Annotated in this window: 20 protein-coding genes; 16 read left to right on the top strand and 4 right to left on the bottom strand. The window is 39.3% G+C overall.

Annotated elements, in window-relative coordinates; translation table 11 throughout:
- Positions 1 to 5: 5 nt before the first annotated feature.
- The 3 genes from AC04QZ_RS13480 to AC04QZ_RS13490 all read left to right on the top strand — a co-directional run bounded on the left by AC04QZ_RS13480 (position 6) and on the right by AC04QZ_RS13490 (position 2163).
- Positions 6 to 389 (top strand): DoxX family protein, encoded by a 384-nt coding sequence (locus tag AC04QZ_RS13480; protein ID WP_478358167.1) that lies wholly within the window; start codon positions 6 to 8, stop codon positions 387 to 389.
- Positions 390 to 438: 49 nt separating this feature from the next.
- Positions 439 to 1023: a YdeI/OmpD-associated family protein gene (locus tag AC04QZ_RS13485; protein WP_478358168.1), complete on the top strand. Its 585-nt coding sequence runs from the start codon at positions 439 to 441 to the stop codon at positions 1021 to 1023.
- Positions 1024 to 1587: 564 nt separating this feature from the next.
- Positions 1588 to 2163, top strand: a complete 576-nt coding sequence (locus AC04QZ_RS13490; protein WP_478358169.1) for a DUF4256 domain-containing protein — start codon at positions 1588 to 1590, stop codon at positions 2161 to 2163.
- A gap of 8 nt (positions 2164 to 2171) precedes the next feature.
- On the opposite strand, the gene AC04QZ_RS13495 is transcribed toward AC04QZ_RS13490, so the two are convergent.
- Positions 2172 to 2672, bottom strand: a complete 501-nt coding sequence (locus AC04QZ_RS13495) for a GNAT family N-acetyltransferase (RefSeq protein WP_478358170.1) — start codon at positions 2670 to 2672, stop codon at positions 2172 to 2174.
- Between the two features lie 463 nt (positions 2673 to 3135).
- Between AC04QZ_RS13495 and AC04QZ_RS13500 the strand changes: the two genes are divergently transcribed.
- Positions 3136 to 6387: a TonB-dependent receptor gene (locus AC04QZ_RS13500; protein ID WP_478358171.1), complete on the top strand. Its 3252-nt coding sequence runs from the start codon at positions 3136 to 3138 to the stop codon at positions 6385 to 6387.
- A 132-nt stretch (positions 6388 to 6519) separates the two neighbouring features.
- On the opposite strand, the gene AC04QZ_RS13505 is transcribed toward AC04QZ_RS13500, so the two are convergent.
- Positions 6520 to 7215 carry a response regulator gene (locus AC04QZ_RS13505; protein WP_478358172.1) on the bottom strand — a complete coding sequence of 232 codons (696 nt, stop codon included), beginning with the start codon at positions 7213 to 7215 and terminating at the stop codon, positions 6520 to 6522.
- On the bottom strand, positions 7184 to 8011 hold the full coding sequence (locus AC04QZ_RS13510; protein WP_478358173.1) for a sensor histidine kinase: 828 nt from the start codon (positions 8009 to 8011) through the stop codon (positions 7184 to 7186). Before AC04QZ_RS13510 ends, AC04QZ_RS13505 begins: the two co-directional genes overlap by 32 nt.
- Before the next feature lie 498 nt (positions 8012 to 8509).
- On the opposite strand from AC04QZ_RS13510, the gene AC04QZ_RS13515 reads away from it, so the two are divergent.
- Positions 8510 to 8641: a hypothetical protein gene (locus AC04QZ_RS13515; RefSeq protein ID WP_478358174.1), complete on the top strand. Its 132-nt coding sequence runs from the start codon at positions 8510 to 8512 to the stop codon at positions 8639 to 8641.
- A gap of 56 nt (positions 8642 to 8697) precedes the next feature.
- On the opposite strand, the gene AC04QZ_RS13520 is transcribed toward AC04QZ_RS13515, so the two are convergent.
- Positions 8698 to 9156, bottom strand: coding sequence for a hypothetical protein (locus AC04QZ_RS13520; RefSeq protein ID WP_478358175.1), 459 nt, complete (start codon positions 9154 to 9156; stop codon positions 8698 to 8700).
- Between the two features lie 255 nt (positions 9157 to 9411).
- On the opposite strand from AC04QZ_RS13520, the gene AC04QZ_RS13525 reads away from it, so the two are divergent.
- The 11 genes from AC04QZ_RS13525 to AC04QZ_RS13575 all read left to right on the top strand — a co-directional run bounded on the left by AC04QZ_RS13525 (position 9412) and on the right by AC04QZ_RS13575 (position 21709).
- Positions 9412 to 10359, top strand: a complete 948-nt coding sequence (locus tag AC04QZ_RS13525; RefSeq protein ID WP_478358176.1) for a caspase family protein — start codon at positions 9412 to 9414, stop codon at positions 10357 to 10359.
- A gap of 28 nt (positions 10360 to 10387) precedes the next feature.
- Complete coding sequence (locus AC04QZ_RS13530) at positions 10388 to 10660, top strand: hypothetical protein (RefSeq protein WP_478358177.1); 273 nt, start codon at positions 10388 to 10390, stop codon at positions 10658 to 10660.
- Between the two features lie 32 nt (positions 10661 to 10692).
- Positions 10693 to 11658 carry an STING domain-containing protein gene (locus AC04QZ_RS13535; RefSeq protein ID WP_478358178.1) on the top strand — a complete coding sequence of 322 codons (966 nt, stop codon included), beginning with the start codon at positions 10693 to 10695 and terminating at the stop codon, positions 11656 to 11658.
- 56 nt (positions 11659 to 11714) lie between these two features.
- A complete protein-coding gene (locus tag AC04QZ_RS13540) occupies positions 11715 to 13175 on the top strand; it encodes a M23 family metallopeptidase (RefSeq protein WP_478358179.1) in 1461 nt (486 codons plus the stop codon).
- Positions 13176 to 13517: 342 nt separating this feature from the next.
- Positions 13518 to 13676: a hypothetical protein gene (locus AC04QZ_RS13545; protein ID WP_478358180.1), complete on the top strand. Its 159-nt coding sequence runs from the start codon at positions 13518 to 13520 to the stop codon at positions 13674 to 13676.
- A 146-nt stretch (positions 13677 to 13822) separates the two neighbouring features.
- Entirely contained in the window at positions 13823 to 14392 is a 570-nt protein-coding gene (locus tag AC04QZ_RS13550) for a helix-turn-helix domain-containing protein (protein WP_086549023.1), read from the top strand.
- Positions 14393 to 14564: 172 nt separating this feature from the next.
- On the top strand, positions 14565 to 15455 hold the full coding sequence (locus AC04QZ_RS13555) for an alkaline phosphatase family protein (protein ID WP_478358181.1): 891 nt from the start codon (positions 14565 to 14567) through the stop codon (positions 15453 to 15455).
- Positions 15456 to 15555: 100 nt separating this feature from the next.
- Positions 15556 to 15714, top strand: a complete 159-nt coding sequence (locus AC04QZ_RS13560; RefSeq protein ID WP_478358182.1) for a hypothetical protein — start codon at positions 15556 to 15558, stop codon at positions 15712 to 15714.
- A 1-nt stretch (position 15715) separates the two neighbouring features.
- Positions 15716 to 17035 carry a DUF5690 family protein gene (locus AC04QZ_RS13565; RefSeq protein WP_478358183.1) on the top strand — a complete coding sequence of 440 codons (1320 nt, stop codon included), beginning with the start codon at positions 15716 to 15718 and terminating at the stop codon, positions 17033 to 17035.
- Between the two features lie 181 nt (positions 17036 to 17216).
- Positions 17217 to 18377 carry a TIGR03364 family FAD-dependent oxidoreductase gene (locus AC04QZ_RS13570; RefSeq protein WP_478358184.1) on the top strand — a complete coding sequence of 387 codons (1161 nt, stop codon included), beginning with the start codon at positions 17217 to 17219 and terminating at the stop codon, positions 18375 to 18377.
- A gap of 104 nt (positions 18378 to 18481) precedes the next feature.
- On the top strand, positions 18482 to 21709 hold the full coding sequence (locus tag AC04QZ_RS13575; RefSeq protein ID WP_478358185.1) for a SusC/RagA family TonB-linked outer membrane protein: 3228 nt from the start codon (positions 18482 to 18484) through the stop codon (positions 21707 to 21709).
- The last annotated feature ends 9 nt before the right edge of the window (positions 21710 to 21718 follow it).

Genomic DNA, 21718 nt, shown 5'->3' on the forward strand with positions numbered 1-21718 from the left:
CCATCATGACAAAGACAAACAAAATTATCTATTGGATTGCCACCGTGTGGCTGTCGTTAGGCATGTTATCAACAGGAATCGTACAGTTGATCAAAATGAAAGAAGAAGTAGCATTATTTACCCACCTGGGTTACCCAATCTATTTCCTGACTATATTAGGGATTTGGAAAATTTTGGGTGTGGTTGCGGTGTTAATTCCTAAATTTACTTTACTGAAAGAATGGGCGTATGCAGGCTTTTTCTTTGCTATGTCTGGTGCTGTTTTTTCGCACATGGCTATTGGCGATACCAGTGTTTCAGCCTACTTCGGCCCATTATTACTACTTGTGTTAACGGTATTGTCGTGGTATTTCAGGCCTGCAGATCGAAAAATCATTTCAGGTAACTGAAATAATTGAAAGTAAGGAACAAGCAAAGGAACAAACAAATTCGACCGACATGAAAACGAATCCAAAAGTTGATTTTTATTTTAACAAAGCCAAAAAGTGGCAGGAAGAACTGCTGTTATTGAGAACAATTGCATTAGATTGTGGGCTTAGCGAAGAATTAAAATGGGGAGTACCCTGTTATACTTGGCAGAACAGCAATATTGTTTTAATCCATGATTTTAAGGAATACTGTGCGTTTTTGTTTTTTAAAGGCGTTTTATTGAATGATACCGCTGAGATTTTGATTCAGCAAACCGAAAATGTACAGTCGGCCAGACAGGCACGTTTTACCAACACCCTCGAAATAGTAGAGCTGAAAAGCATTTTGAAGGCTTATATTGAGGAAGCTATTGAGGTAGAGAGAGCTGGTTTGAAAGTAGATTTGAAAAAAACTGCTGAGTATGCCATTCCAGCTGAGTTTCAATATAAATTGGATCACATTCCGGATTTGAAAACTGCATTCGAAGCCTTAACGCCTGGTCGTCAGAGAGCTTATTTGCTTCATTTTACTGCGCCCAAGCAAGCTAAAACCCGTGAGGCCAGGGTTGAAAAATTTATGCCCCACATTCTGAACGGCAAAGGATTGAATGATTAACAATCTCCGTTCATGATGTTTGAAAGTTACCATAGGCATCATGAGCCACTGTTTTGTCGTTCTAAGTGGAATAGAAGCAGCGATCTGAATCAGTAGTTTGTGTGTGGGGATTAATCCCAATAGGCCGAGACATGTTTTTGTGTTAAAATTTGGAAATGATTGTGCAGTAATTCTTGGAGGCTTTCCGTCCCGCCATTCGCTTTATCCAGATGAAAAATCTGGATGCCCGCTGCTGTCGGGTTTAGAAACAGGGGTTTGTGCGCCCGCAACCATAAAAATGAGCTGCTGTTGTAGGCCCTTTAGCTCCCTGCCCGAAGCAGGCGGGCGGTTGAAGCGGTACCCTGCAGCAACGAGGAACGAGGCAGCGAAGCGTACAAGCAGAAGACGGGAAGAAACTGACTGTTTTGTACAGGCATTGCGCTCCACATGGAAATTGGCGTTTTAAAATTAGAAAAGGAATGGCTTGTGGTTCCTGGCAGTTTGCAGTCCCGCCATCCGCTTTAAATCAGGAAAGGGGTTGTTGATTGAAGATGTAAAAGAATTTTTAACCGAAATATAAAACTTATGAGTAAAATAAATAGCAATAAAAAAGAGTTATCACCCGGGCAGGCCAAAGAACTGCTCCATACTTTAAGCGTTCGTTTTGAAAAAAACATGAATCGCCACAAGGGTTTTGAATGGGCTAAAGTACAGGCGAAACTTGAGGCTAAACCCGAAAAACTATGGGTACTCGATGAAATGGAAGTAACCGGTGGCGAGCCTGATGTTGTTGATTTCGATAAAAAAACGGGCGAATACATATTTTACGATTGCTCGGCAGAAAGTCCTAAAGGACGCAGAAGTATTTGTTATGATCTGGAAGGTTTAACATCAAGAAAAGAGCATCAGCCGGAAAATAATGCCATAGATATGGCTGCAGAGATGGGTGTAGAGATTTTAACCGAAGAACAATATCGTTTTTTGCAACAACTCGGAAAATTCGATACCAAAACATCGAGCTGGATTGTTACGCCTCCTGCAATCAGAAAATTAGGTGGTGCCCTTTTTGGCGATCGCCGCTACGATCATGTATTCGTGTATCACAATGGTGCACAATCGTATTATGCCGCAAGGGCATTTCGTGCTTTGTTAAAAGTTTAAGCCGATGCTTACAATAATTTTTGATAACAAAAGAAACGGAGCCCAGGCCGTTTCGCCAGGCTAATTTCGCCACTAAACTGATAGCCGAGCTTCGGGAAAAGTGCCTGAGTGGCCATATTTTCGCTGTTGGTATCCACCCTTAAGATGGAAATACCCGAAGCTTTTGCTACCGCCTCGGCCTGGTTTATCAAAGCCCTGGCAATACCCATGCCCTGGCAATCAGGGTCTACTGCTAAACGGTGTGTAACAATGGCTTTTTCGTTAATGTCCCAGCCTGCATCAGCATACTCGGGATCTTGATCTGTAGTAATTGCAGAAACGCCAACAACCTGCTCTTCCAGCTCAGCTACCCATAACTGACCGATGGTAATATCGCTGGCAAATACTTCCGGGTTCGGATAATCATCTCCCCACTGGAAATTCCCTGCAGCACGCATTAAGGGTACAACTTTACTTACCAGGTGCATTATTTTCGGAATATCGGCTGTTACGGCTAATCTAATTGTCATGCCTGCAAAGATAATGAATGGGTTTGTTAGTTCATTTGTCATTCGTTTATTGGTTGGCATAGTGTAGAAACCTGCGTAATGGTTAACTGGTTAATTATTTAAATTGGTTAATCGATTCCAAACGCTAAATGCTAAGGGTCAGGCTCTCAACTCAAAAGGTTACTCAACGCTAAACGCCTGGCTCCAAACGCCTGGCTCCAAACCCATGGCCGTAATCGACTTTGGACTTCCGACTAATGACTTTGGACTATCCCCAACTTCATCAAATCTTCATCTTTCCTTTTCACCTTTGCGCTTTCTATTCTTCATTATATTCCGGCCTGAAATAGGGGTTGTTAAGGAATTGTTTTCTTATTGTATTCATTTGATTTTCAAATTGTTAACGTAGTGTTAAACTTAATTTAGTGTTAATATTGAATTAACATTAAGGCTGTTGTTTTGTACCAAAATAAAATAACAGAAAATGAAATCACGCATACTATTCCTGGTGAGTACCCTGATGCTCCTGTTCGCATTTGCTCAGGCACAGGTTACAACTTCTAGTATTAATGGAAAGATAAAAGATGAGAAGGGAACTATCCCAGGTGCAACCATCGTTATGGTGCATGTGCCAACAGGTACCGTATCTAAAGGTTTATCAAACGAGAATGGACTTTACCGTATCGGCAATTTAAACCCGGGCGGACCATACAAAATTACCGTAACCTTTGTTGGTTATAGTCCGGTAGTAAAAGAGAATATTTATTTAACCTTAGGTTCGGATGTAAGGTTCGATCTTGATCTTCATGAACAAGGTAATCAATTGGCCGAAGTAAGTGTGAAGGGCCAAAAAGGTGGGACGAAAGCGGGTGCAGGCACCAGCATTGGCGAAGGGCAGATTAAAACCCTGCCAACCATGAACCGCAGTTTGCAGGATGTAACCCGGGTTACGCCACAGGGAAGTAAGGATAACACTTTCGGTGGAACCAATTTTAGGTACAACAACGTAACCATCGATGGTGCGATTAATAACGATGCCATTGGTTTTAGTCCTTCGTTAGGTGGGCAAAGTGGTAGCTCGGGTATGCCTGGAAGCAGTACACGAACCAACCCAGTTTCATTGGATGCGATTCAGGATGTTACCGTTTTACTTTCTCCGTATGATGTTAAAGTGGGTAACTTTTTAGGGGGAAGCATTAACGCTGTTACGCGTGGTGGTACCAACGAGGTGGTAGGCTCGGTTTATGGCTATGGCCGTAACGCCTCTTTAATCGGTAGAAATAAAATCGGCGACAACAGTAAAGAGCCTTCTGCTTTTCACGATTACCAAACTGGTTTCCGTGTTGGTTTTCCGATTATAAAAGATAAATTGTTCTTCTTTACCAATGAAGAAATTACACGTCGCCAGGATCCGGTAATTTTAGGTGCAGGATCGTCTGATATGAAATTGCTTACCTTATCTGAGGCACAGCAAATCTCAGACCGTATGAAAAATGCTTATGGTATAGATGCTGGTTCGTTTGGTGATTACAATATCTATTCGCAATCGAATAAATTTTTCAACCGTCTAGACTGGAATATCAATGAAAACAACCAGTTAACCATCAGAAACAATACCATTATTTCGAAAGCCACAAATCTGGAAAGAGACCAATCTAACTTCAGGTTTGGGGGGATCGATTTCAGACAGAATAATAATCAGACATCAACTGTTGCCGATCTGAAAACACGTTTTGGAAATTCGGCTACCAACAACTTAATTATCGGTTATTCTACGGTTCACGATTTCCGCGATCCGCTTTCTAATCCGGCTTTACCGCAGATCGAAATTGCTTCGAACGGTGGAACATTGTTTTTAGGTACCGATCGCGAGGCGAGTATTTTTAACATGAAACAGAATACCTTCGAATTTACCGATAACTATACTTTTAGCAAAGGCAACCATACTTTTACCTTTGGTACGCACAATGAATTTTACAACATTAATTATGGTTTTGTTAACTCATGGAATGGCCGTGTGGCTTACAGCAGTATAGCCGATTTCCTGGCGAACCAGCCAAATAGGGTTCGTACCAGTTATAACTATGACGATAATAGCCGTGATAACATTCTTGCTAATCCAACGGCGCAGTTTAACGTGAATATGTACAGTGTTTACGGTCAGGATGAAATTCGTGTGGGCGACCGTTTAAAATTAACACCGGGATTACGTTTCGATATGGCAAACCTGCCGGATATGCCCTCATTAAGCACAAAAACAACCAATTCTCCTGTTGATAAAAATTACGGAACTACTTATACCTATACTCAGCCATCATCAATTACCGGAAAGTTTTTGAACAAGATTCAGATCTCGCCACGTTTAGGCTTTAATTTTGACGCATTAGGCAACCAGCGTTTGATTGTTCGCGGTGGTACAGGTTTGTTTACCAGTCGCGTTCCTTTTGCATGGATTGGTTATGCTTACTACAATAACGGTGTAAACTACGGTGCTTTTGATAAGTCCTATGTTTATGTAAATACAGATCCTACAAAAATCGTAACGCCGGCTCCTGGTTCAGATCCGGTTAAAGATGCTTTAACGGGTAATGGCGAAGCAGGTTATGTAACCAAACAAGGTGTTAATGTTAAAGATGCAAACGGCGCTACCCAGGTAGATTTAGTTGACAACAACTTTAAAATGCCAAAAGCATGGAGGAGTAATTTAGCCTTCGATTATAAAACAGACGATCAGTGGAAATTTACCATAGAGGGGATTTTTAGCCAGGTAATTAAAGATGTACAGTTTCAACAGATCAACTATGTTGATAATCCTACGTACATGGCTTATGATACCCAAAAACAACAGCCTATTTATTCAGGTACCAAAATCAATCCATTGTACACCAATGCTTACCTGTTATCAAACACGGATAAAGGTTATAAATATAGCTTAACCGCTCAGGTGAGTAAATCACTCCCTATAGGTTTAGATATGATGGTGGCTTATACCTACGGCAGATCGAAAGATATTGCCAATGGTATCCGTAACTCAATGGAATCTAACTGGCAATTGAATCAGGCCCTTAATCCGAACACGCCTGCATTAGCATATTCTAACTTCGATATCCGCAACAGGATTATCTCGACCATCAATTACAGGTTAGACTGGGCTAAAAATGGTAAATACGTGTCTAACTTCTCGCTATTTTTTAGTGGTCAGTCAGGTTCGCCATATTCACTGGGTTTAGTGAATACCCGTATTAACGGAACCGGCCAAACCGTAAGTTTATTGTATATTCCGGCGGTAGGCGAAACACAGAAATTCTTTGCCAATAACGCAACAGGAATTGCACAGGCTGCAGCATTTGATGATTATATCAATAACGATAAATACCTAAGTACCCGTCGTGGCGATTTTACCGAACGTAACGGTGCACGTACACCCTGGAATGTTCAGGCCGATTTTCGCTTCGCTCAGGATATCCAGGTGGCAAAAGGGAAACACCCACATGTACTGACTTTAACCTATGATATTATTAACCTGACCAATTTGGTAAATAAAGACTGGGGTATTCAGTATTTTTCTCCTAATACCTATAACTCAATGGCCAGTGTAGGTATTAAGGTGTCTACTGCAGGTACACCAACCACATATCCGGTGTATACCTTTGCACAGAAAGATGTTACTTCTTATTCAAAAGATTTCTTTGCCTCACGTTACCAGATGCAATTGGGATTGAGATATAGTTTCTAATCTTTTTTAAATACATAAAACGAAGCGGTCTGGCCAGTATGGTCAGGCCGTTTTTTTGGAAAGCAGTTTTGGGTTTATGAAATAATGTCTTAAATATATTGTATTAGGAAACATATAACTCACCCTACCTGCCTATAATTCCACTATTCCATGTTTTACAGCAAAAAGTGCAAGGGCCACTCTGCTTTTAACACCGCATTTCTGAAAAAGCGATTCACGGTACCCATCAATTGTCTTCGGACTCAAAAACATTTTTCCAGCTATTTGTTGGTAAGTCATATCACTACAAACATATTGTAAAAAATCACGATCTTTTTGTGATAGGAAACTACTTGGTTTATTGTGCAACATGTTTTTTTTGTCATCTCCTTCAAGGGGTGCATAAGACTGGGAAATGATTGCCGATGCAAAATCAGAATAATAATATCCATTATGCAAAATGGCTTCAAGAGCCATGTGCATATCTTCAACTTCAATATCTTTTGATAGATATCCTTTAACTTTAAGTCTGAGCATCCTAAGCACCGCTTCTTCGGTTTCAAACATGGATATTACGAGTATATTAATAGAAGGATAAATTCTTTGCAGCCATTCTATAGCCTCGTACCCATTCATATCAGGCATGTCTATGTCCATTAGAATGATGTCGGGTAACTCGTCTTTTTTTAGTTTTTCTTTCAAATCCAATCCGCTCTCTGCCTCGAATAAGATGTTATATTTTTTGTTTGTATCACCAAGATTGATAAGCTTGATCAAACCCTTTCGAAAAAGATTGTGATCGTCTACTATTCCAAGGTTAATAGTATTTCTGTCCTTTAGTATATTCATTGATTGGAATTGTAATTGTAACATTTGTTCCATGCCCTATTGTACTTTTAATATCAATACTGGCATCAATAAGATGGGCTCTTTTTCTAATGTTGGGTAGGCCGGTACTTTCTTTCTGTGTCCGTTGGCTATCCGATTCTTCAATGTCAAAGCCAATACCGTCATCGATTATTTCGAGTCTAAAAAGGTTTTTGGAATACACCAGGTTAGCTGTGATCGTTTTAGCCTGTGCATATTGAATTACGTTATTTAAAACTTCCTGGCACAGTCGGAATAATATGATTTCATGTTCGGGGCGTAGGCGGAACTCTTCACCTGTTTTTGACGAAGTGACCGTAAATTTTTTTGTTTTGATTAACCGTTTGAGTTCATTGTCTAAAGCTTTTGAAAAGCCAATATGAATAATATGATCGGTGTTTAAACTTGCGCTTAATGCCTTTAATTCTGATAATAATTGCTTCGCTAAAGATTTTGTTTCCGAGATATTATCTTTCATGGTATCCGTGCTTTGCGGTAGTATTTCTGAAAGGTTGATATTGATTAAGGAAACCAGATGACTGAAATTGGCGTGAAGCTCTTTTGAGATATGATCAAGTGTTTGCTCCTGGATCTCTAGCTTAGAGAGTAATAATGTTTGATTAAAGGTCTCCCTGAGTTCTAATACTTCTTTTTGATGGAGAAATAGTTTCTTCTGGTATAGGAAAAGGAAATAGATAATTACGCTTGAAAAAAGTAATAGTAAAACCGTTGAGACAATTATGGTAATTGCACTTACTTCTGATGATATGGGATGCATAAGAAAGCGATTAAGAAAAATGAATACATGATAATATTTAGGACCTGATTAATGTTAAGGAGTGAAAGAGCCAGCGTAACGTATTCTTTATTCAGGTAGTTTAAGAAAATAAAATAGGGGAGAGTTCCTGCATGATAAATGAAAATACCCAAAGATATCCATATCATTGGCTGAGCACTCAATTGGAGAATTTTTTTATCTTTTAATATCTGATTAAAAAACATAAATGCTAGGATAATTGAAGTTAGGTGCAAAAGAATGATTGAATATGTATTTACCTGGTTGGGCATTTGAATGAAGAAATAATTTATGATAAAGAAGGATATAAGGGGAATGGATAGGTATTTTATAATTTTTTTTACCCTTTTGCTGTATATAACCTGGTAGTAAATCGATAGCGTAAAAACTAACCGGACGGTAAGGAACCCACAATAAATAAATAAATTTGATCTGGAGTAGTTCCAGTAGGCAGTTTGATATAATTGCCATTTCCATAATATGGCAAATATTTCAACGGCCAAAGTAAGTATTAAAAATACAGAAAATAGTAAATATGGCCGAAACGTAGCCAGCCTAAAACTTTTTAGGCTGGCAATTGTACTCAGCGTTAATGGAACAAGGTATATGTAAATGTGGTTCAATAGTTTATGCATTTACTAATATACAATATTACTTGTGATCAGTATTTAATCTCCAAGGCTGCTTTCGTCACATGCAGGGGGGCAGGGTGAACCAAAATTAAAATTTCTTTCACTTGAACCTTCGGCCGAAAATTCGCGTGTTATAGAAATTCTTGCTTCAAAACTTGGTTGCTCTTCCAAAAATATATCGATATGGCGCACAGAATCTCCAAAGAATTCTTCTCTGGTAACTGTCATTAAAATACATTGCTGATCTGCAAAAGATGGATGTTCGGCATCATAAGTGCCAAAATATAATCGCAGTCCGTCGCCGTTGGCGTATTCTATTTCGGCTAATAGCTTAGCTATATGGTCTTTTGTATACCAAATGCTTTTTGTTTCGGGTTTACCAATGGCCTTGCTGAGCAAGGGTAGCTTATTTTTTTGATAGTCGGCCACACGGCTTTTTAGTACGGTTTTGCTAACAAAAAAGAATGGTAGTGGTTGAGGGGTGTATTTGTTCATAAATTTTTAATGTTGGAAATGTTTGTTGTGCTAAACTATGTTGAAAATCAGTGTTTTAAAAAGTTTTAGAACGTATACAGGATTAATCCCCTTTATTTTCCGTAGCCAATAGGAATTACCCGGTGCTTAATGGAGGGATTTATCCCTGACATGAGAAACACCCTTTTTACAATAGATTTTACTATCAATATTTGAGCAAGAAATAACAAATAATCTCTGATTGATCAGATTTAAAACTCATATATAATCAAATTTATGAAAGGTGCATTATTAGTAGGAATAGATGATTATCACGGCGGAAATCAACTTAAAGGATGTGTAAACGATGCTACAACCCTGGCAGATTTGCTGGCAAAAAATGAAGATGGTACGAGTAATTTTCAGATCGAACTCCGAAACAATATTAAAACCAAGGGTGAATTAAAAAAAACAGTAACTAGGCTTTTCCAATCCGATTTGCATGTGGCACTTTTTTATTTCGCAGGACATGGATGTACTACAGATGTTGGCGGATATATTGTTACGCCTGATTACGGACGTTACGATGAAGGAATATCGATGGATGAACTACTGACTTTATGCAATCATTCACCAATAAAAGAGAAGGTCATTATTTTAGATTGCTGCTATTCAGGGCATATTGGTAACCCGCATTTATTGGGAGGTAAAGCTACCTACATTGGTAATGGTGTTACCATATTAACTGCATCAGGAATGTCCGAAACATCTGTTGAAAGCGGTGGTCATGGGCTGTTTACACTGTTGCTGTTAAAAGCTTTGGAGGGAGGTGCTGCAGATATTGCAGGAAACATTACTATAGGGAGCATTTACGCATACATTGATCGGTCTTTGGGGTTTTGGCAGCAACGTCCTCAATTTAAAACCAACGTTAGCAGGTTTATGTCGTTACGCACTGTATCCCCCCAAATCAACCCCGTAACAATATTGAAAACGATAACCGAATTCTTTGCCGAACCTGAATCTATATTTCAGCTTAACCCTTCTTACGAATACACCAATACGGATTTTGCTATTGAAGCAAATGTCCAAATATTTAAGAAACTCCAAAAAATGCAGAGTGTTGGTTTAGTTATTCCACACGATGAGGAGCATCTGTATTGGGCGGCTCAAAACTCAAAGGCCTGTAAGTTAACCGCCTTAGGGAAGCATTACTGGAAATTGGTAAAAGAGAATAGAATATAAACATTTTTAATCATTTAAATTAACTATTATGAGTACCGGGCGCTACATTAAGGGAGTAAAAGATCATGTTGATGGTTTAAGCAAAATCCCACCTAAAAATCCGTTTTTATCTGCCTTGGTTGGCTTTTTTTTCGGCCCAATTGGTATAGGTATTTATTTTAAAAGCTTCCCAGATTTTTTCTGGTGCCTTGTATTTCTTATTGGCCTCTTTATTTTAATACCTGGTTTAGGTATTGTGCCAGGATGGTTGTTCTCTGCAGTTTACGGAGGTTATAGGGCCTACAGTTCCAATCAAAAATAATCGTTATTCTAAAACTATACAAACTTTAAGATATGGACCTTAAGCCAAGAATATTTATAGGTAATTCTACAGAAAATGCCAGGGTTGTAAAAAAAATAAAGCAGGGCCTGACAGACATTGCAGAATGTGTATCCTGGGATGATGCGTTTGATTTAGGGGTTAGTGCCTTTGATAATCTGATTTCTCAGATCGCATTTTACGACTATGCTATTTTAATAGCCATGGGCGATGATCTCATCCTTTCCAGGGAAAAATTATCAATAGGAGCGAGAGATAATGTGCTTTTTGAGTTTGGTCTTTTTGCCGGAGGGTTAGGAAGATCGCGGGTTTTTTATGTAACTGAAGAGGGAATTAAAGTTCCAACCGATCTGGTTGGTATATCCCTGCCGTTAATTCCAAACGAATCGTCTGCCGGTTTCGAGGATGCATTAAATGATTGTATAGCGAAAATACGAAAACACATCATCAGTAAAGAGAAAACATTCGATATCGGTTTTCTGCCATCAACCGTACTTGCATATGGTTATTTTACAAATTTTGTAGAACCTACGGTAAAGCGTTTGCTGGAGGATAAAAAAAAAGGTAAAGTATTTCATCTATTTAACAAAAAGGCTTTTAAAATATCGTCGTTAAAATTCACCATTCTGCTTCCGGATGATCTCGGTGATAATATGTTTAATAAAGTTCAATCCAAAAGGCTGAAAGATAGCTGGCAAAAAATGAAAGTGAAATCAGAAGACGTAAGGGATTACGATTTTTCAGTTGATGTTTCTAAAGCTGTTGATGATGTGTTGCACCTGGTAGATATCCCTTTTACATTGAACTCGCTTTATAAAGCTATCGAACTCTACTCTTCAAAAGCGCATATAGGAAAAGATTTAAAAGAAAACTTATTAACCCATCGTGAGATTCTAAATTTTAAAAAAACACTCGAATACCTGATCAAAACCCATGCAATAACCAATGGTATTGTAGAGGTTGAAATTGTTGATATCTGATTTACTCCCGATCTAAGTAAAATAAAAATTAATGCAAACCAATAAACTAAAATACGATGAAATTAAAATATACTTATCCGGTTCTAATATGTGTAATATTATTAAATATTGTTAGCTGTAAAAAAAGAAACAGAGAAGAAGAAGCCCAGGGTTCAAATAATAAAATTATCAAAGAGCTTCATTTGGGCGATAGTGTGAAAGTAAATTTTCCTGATGGTTCTATAAACTCTTCAGATGTTTCGCTCAATGTTGTTAAAGATAAAGAAACAGAAGCGCTGTTTAACGAAATGGCATGGTTGTTTGATGTTGAACATTACTGGCCCTACGCTATTGTTTTAGATTTAGGGAAAAATCAGGCATTGGATGATCGTATATCGATGGAAATTAAAATTCCCGATGAATTTAAGAAGTTAAAGAAAACAACATCAGGATTTGAGGTTTTTGCCCAGATATACCAGGATAATGCAAATGAAACCTTGGATAATTTTCAGATTGTTTCTTCAAAATATAATCAGGAAAAGGGTACTATTCTTTTAGAAATGCCCAGATACTTATTCACGGATCAAAGAAGTAAAGAAAAAACTTTTGAAGCAATAATTATGATTGGCATAAGCCCAGGCGAGAATCCGGCATTTTCAGTACTACAAAAAAATGCTAAAGCTTTAACTGCTTCAGCTCCCGCAGCTTCAAAACCTTCATCAATGGATTGCGAAGCATCACCTATATCTTGTCCCTTGGGCTTATTGGAAAAGTGTAGTGAGTTACTGGCGCAGGCAGATCAGGATGATTTGTTTGGTGTACGTATCCACCCTGTGCTGAAATATGAAAAGCCACATAATGGTATCGATTTTAAAGTAAAAGAAGGTACTCCGATCTATGCAGTGAGATCTGGAAAAACAAAAGTTTCGCAGTTCTCTAATACGGCAGGTAATTTCATAGAAATTATGCACGATAATGGCAATAAATCAAGATATCTTCACCTTTCCGAGTTACTGGTTAAGCCCGGGCAGGATGTTTTAGCCGGCCAGTTAATCGGTAGATCGGGTAAAACGGGTAGGGTAACAGGACCACATTTACATTTCGAATTTTATACTAACAGTGGTTTAAATAATAAAAAAGGGCCGGTTGACCCTTTCCCCTGCCTGCAGGAACAAAATGCGGCCAGAAGTATCACCGTTCGCGATAACGGCAACTGGGCAGATGATGCATTTGAAGTTTTTTTAGATGGCGTTTCTATTGGCAAAACTGATATTGGTGCAGCAAATTCGATAGCCATGAATAATTTAAGGCCTGGTACGAAATCACTTACGTTAAAATGTGTTGTTGCACCTGATAATGAAGGTACCTATGAAATTATATTGGATGATGGGCTAAAATTTTCGGATAGTAGCGAGAGGAAGTCGGGTATTCTTCAACAGTCAACATCGATTAGCTGGGATATTATAATTCCACCTGTAATTAAAACGAAAAGCAACATAAATTTAATGAAACGTAATGACGTAAAGGAAGGGAGCTGATCACCTAAAATGAAATTTAAGTCTTTCTAATACTTCAGTTTAATTGAATTTCATTCGTCTAGGCATTCAGCCACGGATGCACAGTAAACATGGATTTTTTAATTGATTAATTATTGTAAACAATTAACCAATTATCCTTTTTGCTCCATGCTAACCAATGAACGAATGACCAATGAACGAATGATTGTCTCCGTTTTGCGTTTAATAACAATTAACCGGTTAACCAATTTAAATAGTTAATCCATGCAAACCAATAAACCAATTAAACTTTTTTATTCCCCGCCTGTCCAAATTAAACACAGTATAAAGCTTGATTTATTTTTTAATTTAAAAGGTTAGGTTATGAAAAGGATTGTAAATGCATTGCTCTTATTGGTTATGGCGGTTAATTTTAGTGCATGCGTGGTAAGCGCACGTGCACCAAGGGCACACTGGGTGCGCGGGCATTATAATGTTGGCCCTCATGGCGGTCACTATTGGGTGCCAGGTCATTACCGTTAAATTTTTGCTATCGCCGCCACAAAAAAAGGCGGCGATTTGTTTTGATAACCGGGTTAAAAAAAATGTTAATACGTAACTTATGCGATTGTTGATTTAGATTGTAGGAATAAAATAATACATTAGCGTTATTAACACGATTTTAGCATATGCAAGAAGAAATTCTTTTACAGATTAGCCTTAAAATTAAAGAAAGACGTAAAGAGCTGGGTATTACCGTTCAGGAGCTTGCAGATAAAGCTGAGGTAAGCAAAGGCCTGATCTCTCAAATCGAAAATAGCCGGACAATTCCATCTTTAATGGTATTAATGGATATTATTAAAAGTTTACAGATCGATCTGAACAGCTTTTTTAAGGATATTAATTTTCATAAAAAAGACGCCCCTGTTCTGGTGAAACGAAAAGATCAGTACCAGAAATTCGAAAAGGAGCAGGCCTTAGGGTTTAACTATTCGCGTATTTTAACCAAGAATATCAAATTTTCTACAGCCGATTTTGTGCTGCTCGAGCTCGAGGTAAATGCGCATCGGCCAATGGTGAAAACGGAAGCCTTCGAGTTTAAATACATGATAGAGGGTAAGGTAGAATATCAGTTTTCGAAAAAGAAAATTATACTCGAAAAAGGAGACTCCATGCTTTTCGATGGAAGGCTTTCACATACCCCCGTTAATGTTGGCGATGGTAAGGCGCTGATGCTGGTTATTTATTTCTTTGAGTAAATTAATAAACAAAGTTTATTAATACTTAACAAATCTTTATCTTCACGTTTATAAACCAATCTTAGATTTGGTAATAGCAAATTAGGAGTATGAAACCATCCCAATTTTTCAAACCACACAGGGTGTGAAAAATCTGATCGCTTCATCACCATTGAACTAAAATTATATACGAATGAAAAAGTTTTTGAAAAGTACTTTAGTGTTACTTTGTTTAGTTGTATTTGCGCAGGCGCAATCTAAAAAAATTAAACACGTGATCTTAATTGGTTGCGATGGTTTTGGCGGCTACGCTTTGCCGGAGGCGAATATGCCTAATCTTAAAGCGCTAATGGCTAATGGCTCGTGGACCACGCAGGCACGCTGTGTATTGCCATCATCCAGTGCGGTAAACTGGGCTTCTTTATTAATGGGCGCCGGACCAACCGAACATGGATACACCGAATGGGACAGTAAGGTTCCTGAAATCCCATCTGTTACTAAAACATCTTATGGTTTGTTCCCGGGGATCTTTAGCGTAATCAGAGATCAAAAAAAACAGGCTAAAACCGCTATTGTGTATAGCTGGAGTGGTATTGGCTACTTATTTGAAAAAGAAGCAGTAAACATCATCGTTAGCGGAAATGATAAAGATGATTTTTGTACTGATACCACTGTTGCGATTATCAAAAAAGAAAAACCTTATTTTACCTTCCTGCATTTAGACGAACCAGATGGCACAGGACATTCAATTGGTCATCGTACGCCCGCTTATTATAAACAACTGGAGCTGGTGGATCAGCGGATTGGTAAAATTGTAAAAGCAGTTAACGATGCGGGCATAGCCGATGAAACCGTTATCCTGGTTACTGCCGATCATGGCGGTAAGGGTAAGGGTCATGGCGGTAAATCGCTTGATGAAGTGCAGATTCCATGGATTATCTCAGGACCAGGTGTACGCAAAAATCACGAATTAAAAGATGCGATTATTACCTACGATACGGCAGCAACACTGGCCTGGTTAATGGGTCTGCAGCAACCTCAAAGTTGGAGAGGGAGGCCAGTGTTAGAGGCTTTTACGAAATAAAATACACGCCCGGTATGGTGAAAACTTAACAATTTGATAATCTTGACTTTGTTTACAAATAATAAACAATGTTTACCATTGTGTTTTAAATGAAATGCATATGTCAATCAAATTAGTGGTGTTCGGTATGGCGGGCACAAAAATTAAAGACGGATATTGGACGGAGCTGGCCTTTCAGCAGGCCATGCCTAGGTTTGGTCCTGAGCAGAGTCAAATCGGTCAGGTAAACAGTGGTTTAAACAACATAAGCAGATACTAAGATGAGTTTACTCCATCTTGCCCGGAAAAAAGCACTTAACTGGCCTTATTGGTTAATTACGGTGCTTGGTGGTATAGCAGCATTTGGTTGTTATACCAGTATGTATGCCTTTCGCAAAGCTTTTGCCTCTGCTACTTTTGAGCACCAGGAATTTTTGCATATCGATTATAAAGTTTGGCTGGTTATTGCGCAAATGGTAGGTTATACCTTAAGTAAGTTTTATGGTATCCGTTTTATTTCCGAATCGGGGAAAAGTAACCGGGCAAGGAGCATCATTTTTCTGATCCTCTTTTCCTGGCTGGCCTTACTCGGCTTTGCCCTGGTGCCTGCACCCTACAATATTGTATTCCTTTTCCTTAATGGCTTTCCTTTGGGTATGATCTGGGGTTTGGTATTCAGTTATCTGGAAGGAAGGAAAACAACCGAATTTATGGGCGCATTAATGTCGATCAGCTTAATATTTGCCTCAGGTTTTGTTAAAACGGTAGCACGTACACTGATGTCTTTTGCTTCGGTAAGCGATTATTGGATGCCTTTTCTTACCGGACTGGTTTTCCTGCTTCCGCTGTTCCTGTTTGTTTTTTGCCTGGAGGTTATTCCACCGCCTTCAAAAGAAGATCAGGAGTTGCGTACCAAACGGGTGCCCATGGATGCGAAACAGCGCAGAAAGTTTATCACTACATTTTTACCGGGCATTATCTTAACCATCATCATTTATGTGCTGCTTACCTGTATCCGCGATATGCGCGATAATTTCGAAGTAGAAATCTGGAACGGTCTGGGTATTCATAACAACCATATCTACACACAGATTGATACGCTGATTTCGGTGGTGGTATTGGTGATGATGGGGCTTTTGATCCTGATTAAAGATAACCTTAAAGCCTTCACCGTGATCCATATCATGATTATATCAGGCTGTTTGCTGATCGGGGTGAGTACATTCTTTTTCGATAGAGGTTACATTGGGCCAGTGAGCTGGATGGCTTTACTGGGGATGGGTTTATATATGGCTTACATTCCGTATAATGCCATTTTCTTTGAACGAATGATTGCCAATTTTCATTACAAAAGCAATATCGGTTTTATTATGTATGTGGCCGATTCCATCGGTTACGTAGGTAGTTTTTCAATACTGCTTTTTCATGAGTTCGGCGAAACGAATACCAGCTGGATGCACTTCTTTAAACAGTGTTTGTTTGCTGTACCATTAATAGGTGGGGTATGTAGTGTGCTCTCATTGATTTATTTCAGAAGGAAAACAGTGGCTACAAATAAAAAAATGCCGACAGCGGAGCAGTTGGTTTTAGCAGGGAAATAAAGCTTAGATTGATCGTCATTTCGAGCGGAGTGTAACGCAGCCGAGAAATCTATATTAAAAAGATTCCCGCCTGCGCGGGAATGACGTGTAATTTTAAAGAATTGCGTAGTTAAAATAAATATTAAATAACATTGGTGCCTGGATAGATCAAAAACATTAGGCATCAGCAAAAAAATAAACAATGAACAAACATTTCGATCTTATTGTAATTGGTGGAGGAATTTTAGGAACATTCCATGCTTACCATGCATTACTTTCGGGCAAATCGGTTTTGCAGCTCGAAAAAGACAATTTCCCGGTAGGCGCAACCGTGCGCAATTTTGGTCAGGTGGTGCCCTCGGGTATGGAAGCCGAATGGTTCGAATACGGTGTTGCGGGATTAGATATTTATAAATCTATCCAGCAAGAATTTGATATTTCTGTGCAGCAAAATGGTAGTGTGTACATCGCATCCGATAACGATGAACAGACTTTGATCCACGAGCTGAAGGCACATTACGATACCATTGGTTATGAAACTGAATTGCTTAGTCAGGACGCAGTTTTAAAAAAATATCCTGCTATTAAATCTTCTTACGCCAAAGAAGCCATCTTTTTTCCGCAGGAAATTAGTGTAGCGCCTGATCAAATGATCCACCGACTGCATGAATATATGCAGAATAAGTTTGCACAATACACCCTTAAATACAACAGTCCGGTTACCGCCTGCGAAAGTAAAGGTACCGGTGTGGAAGTTGGTTTAAGAAACAATGCCGAACTTTTTACGGCAGAAAAAGCCATTATCTGTAACGGTTACGAATTTAAATTACTTTATCCCGAACTGTTTAGCGAAAGCGGTATTGTGGTTAGTAAACTGCAAATGATGCGGAGTATTCCTATGCCAGAGGTAGCTTTAGCAGGGAATATTTTAACGGGCTTAACCACCAGGCGTTATGAGAGTTTTGAGCACTATTGTCCTTCTTTTAAAAACATTAAAACGCCGGAGCATTACGAAGAACTGAAAAAATGGGGTATCCATATCCTGTTTAAAAAAGCAACGGATAATACGATCATTATTGGCGATTCGCATGTGTATGCCGATGTAAACCATTTCGACGATCTTGGTTTCGATTTAAGCCATCACGTTAATGAGCTGATGCTGGAAGAAGCAGCCCGTATTGTCGATTTCGATGTCCGCAAACTGCAAAGTACCTGGGCCGGATTTTATCCGCAGCACGCAACAAAACACATCGTAACATACGATCTGGACGATCGCATCCACATCCGTACAGCTATTGGCGGTAAAGGAATGACGGCCAGCGCAGGCTATGCCGCAGAAAGTATTAAGAAAATATTTAGTTAACAAATACTAAACAAAAACTAGCGTTTTTGTTAACTGAAAGTTGGCATTACGCTAACATGCACATCTTATCATTGCATCTATAAAACCTAAAAAATTATAGATAAATGAAACATCTCTACAAGATGAAGATGTGCATGATAGTTTTGCTGCTATTATGCCTCACGCCTTATTTTACATGGGCGCAAACAAAAATTGCTGGTCTGGTTAAAGACGATGCACAACAGCCAATCCCCGGTGTTAGTGTACTGGTAAAAGGTACTAAAAAAGCCACCTCTACAGATTTATCAGGTCACTTTAGCCTCGATGTCAAAACAGGTGAAACACTTGTTTTGAGTTCGATCGGATTTCTTCCTCAGGAAGTTCAGGTTACCGGGGCAAACCTGACTATAACTTTAAAAACAGACTCGAAAAATTTAAACGAAGTGGTGGTTACCGCCCTTGGTATCCGTAAAGAAAAAAGAAACCTGGGTTATGCTATTCAGGAAGTAAAAGGTGCCGATCTGGTAAAAGCCAGGGAAGCGAATCCGGTAAACGGATTGGTGGGAAAGGTAGCCGGTTTAACTGTTGGGGTATCTTCAGAGCTTTTGGGTCGCTCGTCGCTTTACCTTCGCGGTAACGATGTTAATTTAGTCGTGGTAGATGGGGTGCCAATCAATTCAGATACCTGGAACATCAATCCCGATGATATTGACACTTACACCGTGCTTAAAGGCCCGGCAGCAGCAGCATTGTATGGTTATCAGGCTTATAATGGCGCATTATTAATCACCACCAAAAGAGGTAAGTTAAGCGATAAAGGTTTTACAGTTGAACTAAACTCAAGCACGCAGTTTAACAAAGGCTTTATCGCTTTACCAAAAAGCCAGGACGAGTACGGGCCAGGTGAGCACAGTGCCTATGCCTTTGGCGATGGAAAAGGTGGTGGCTTAAACGATGGCGATTACGATATCTGGGGTCCAAAATTCGAAGGGCAATTAATCCCGCAATACGATAGTCCGGTGGTAAACGGCGTGCGCCAGGGTACGCCATGGGTGGCCCGTGGAAAGGATAACTTAAAGCGTTTCATCCAAACCGGTTTACTTTCTGCAAACAACATTGCTTTATCTTCTGCAACGGATAAGTATAATTTAAGGGTTTCTATTTCCAATAATTACCAGAAAGGAATTATACCAAACACACAATTAAATATCAATAATTTTAATGTAAGTGGTTCTTATAACATCAGCCCGAAATTAAGGGCCGAAGCCTATATCAATTACAGTCGTCAGTTTTCTGATAACATACCGGATGTAAACTATGGTCCGAATAGTGTGATTTATAACATGACGCTTTGGGGCGGTGCCGACTGGAATATCGACGACATGAAAAACTACTGGCAGCCAGGCAAAGAAGGCATCCAGTCTATCTATGCAGAATACCAGCGTTACCATAATCCTTATTTTATGTCGTACGAATGGTTGCGCGGACATAAAAAGAACGATATTAACGGTTATGCTTCATTAAACTATAATGTAACCAAAGGACTGGACGTCTTGTTAAAAACACAAATTTCGACCTACGATCAGTTAAGAACCGAGAAAATGCCATTTTCTGCCCACCCGTACGGACGCGAGGAAGGTTTAGGTGATTACAGGGAAGACCGCCGTAGCATGTTCGAAAACAATACCCAGCTGATTTTGAAATACAACAAAAACGTTGGCGATTTATTTGAGATCAGTGCTTTTGGTGGCGGTAATGCCCGTAACTTCAGTTACAACTCGAGTTTTACCACTACCGATTATTTAAACGTTCCGAACGTATATAACTTTTCGAACTCTAAAAATCCGGTAAAAGCTTTCGATTTCAATTCTCAAATGTTGGTATTAAGTGCCTTTTATTCTGTTGATTTAAGCTTTAAAAAATACCTGAATATCAATACCACAGGTCGTGTAGATAAAAACTCTGCACTTGCTCCGGGCAACAATGCTGCATTCTATCCTTCGGTTTCGTTAAGTTCGGTAATTTCCGATTATGTAAAAATGCCTGCTTTTATTTCATTTGCAAAAGTAAGGGCATCGTATGCAAACGTTAAAGATCCGGGTTTGGGTACACAGGAATTTATTGGGGCAACGCCATTGCAATCTTATCCGATTGGTTATGGTGCAGAATACACTTCGTCATATGGCGGCCCTGGTTATGGTCTTTCTTCGCCATATAGCATCAGGCCAACCTATAACAATCAAACAGGCGCCTATTATACCAATAACCTGATCGATCTGAATGCAGTAAAAGCACAGAGCAGAACCAATTACGAAGGGGGTATCGACCTTAAATTCCTTAAAAACCGATTAGGTTTCGAAGCGACCTATTTCAGGTATATCGATGGGCCTAAAATTATCAGACAAAATATCTCGGCAGCTACAGGTTACCAAACCAATACCATTAACGGCCGTAAAACGCAAAACAGTGGTGTAGAGTTAAGTTTATCGGGCGCACCAATTCTGACCGATAAATTTGGCTGGGACGTAATGATCAACTGGTCGACCTACAAACAGATTTACAAAGAACTTGCACCGGGCGAAACATCGGTTGATCAGTTCTTTAAAACCGGCGACCGAATCGATAATATCTACGGTTCAGTTTTAGCTAAAACACCAGGCGGACAGGTAATCCATACTTCAAGCGGAACACCAATCTCCTTGCCGGTGAATCAATTGTTAGGCCATGCCGATCCAAACTGGGTATGGAGTATTGGTAATAAATTCAGGTATGAAAACTTCTCTTTCAGCTTCCAGTTAGATGGTAAAGTGGGTGGAGTAATGCAAGATTATGTAAGGTTAAAATCGTTTCAGGGTGGTCGTCAGATCGAAACCATTCAGGGTAAAATGGGTGAGGCCAGATACCAGGATTACCTGCGTGTAAACGATCCAACTTACAAAGGTACCTGGGTAGGCGATGGGGTGGTTATTGCCAACGGCGGTAAACTTAACTTCGATCCGGTTACAGGTGTAATTACCAACTACGGCGACCTGTCTTTTACACCAAACACCACCCCTCAGTTATTACAAGATTATCTGGGTGTTTTTTATGGTGCCAAAGAAAATACCATGATGAGCCGTACCTACGCCAAATTACGCGAAGTAACCTTTGGTTACCAGTTGCCTAAAAAATTATTGGAGCGCACATTTATCAAATCGGCCAATATTTCGGTAGTAGGACGTAACCTGTTGTACTTTATCAATTCTACCTATAATGATGTGGATGTAGATCAGTATTCGGGTAGAGAAGGTACCTCTACGCTGCAAACACCAACTACACGAAGTGTAGGCTTTAACCTTAATGTTACTTTTTAATCGCTAGAA

Source organism: Pedobacter folensis, assembly GCF_056490665.1.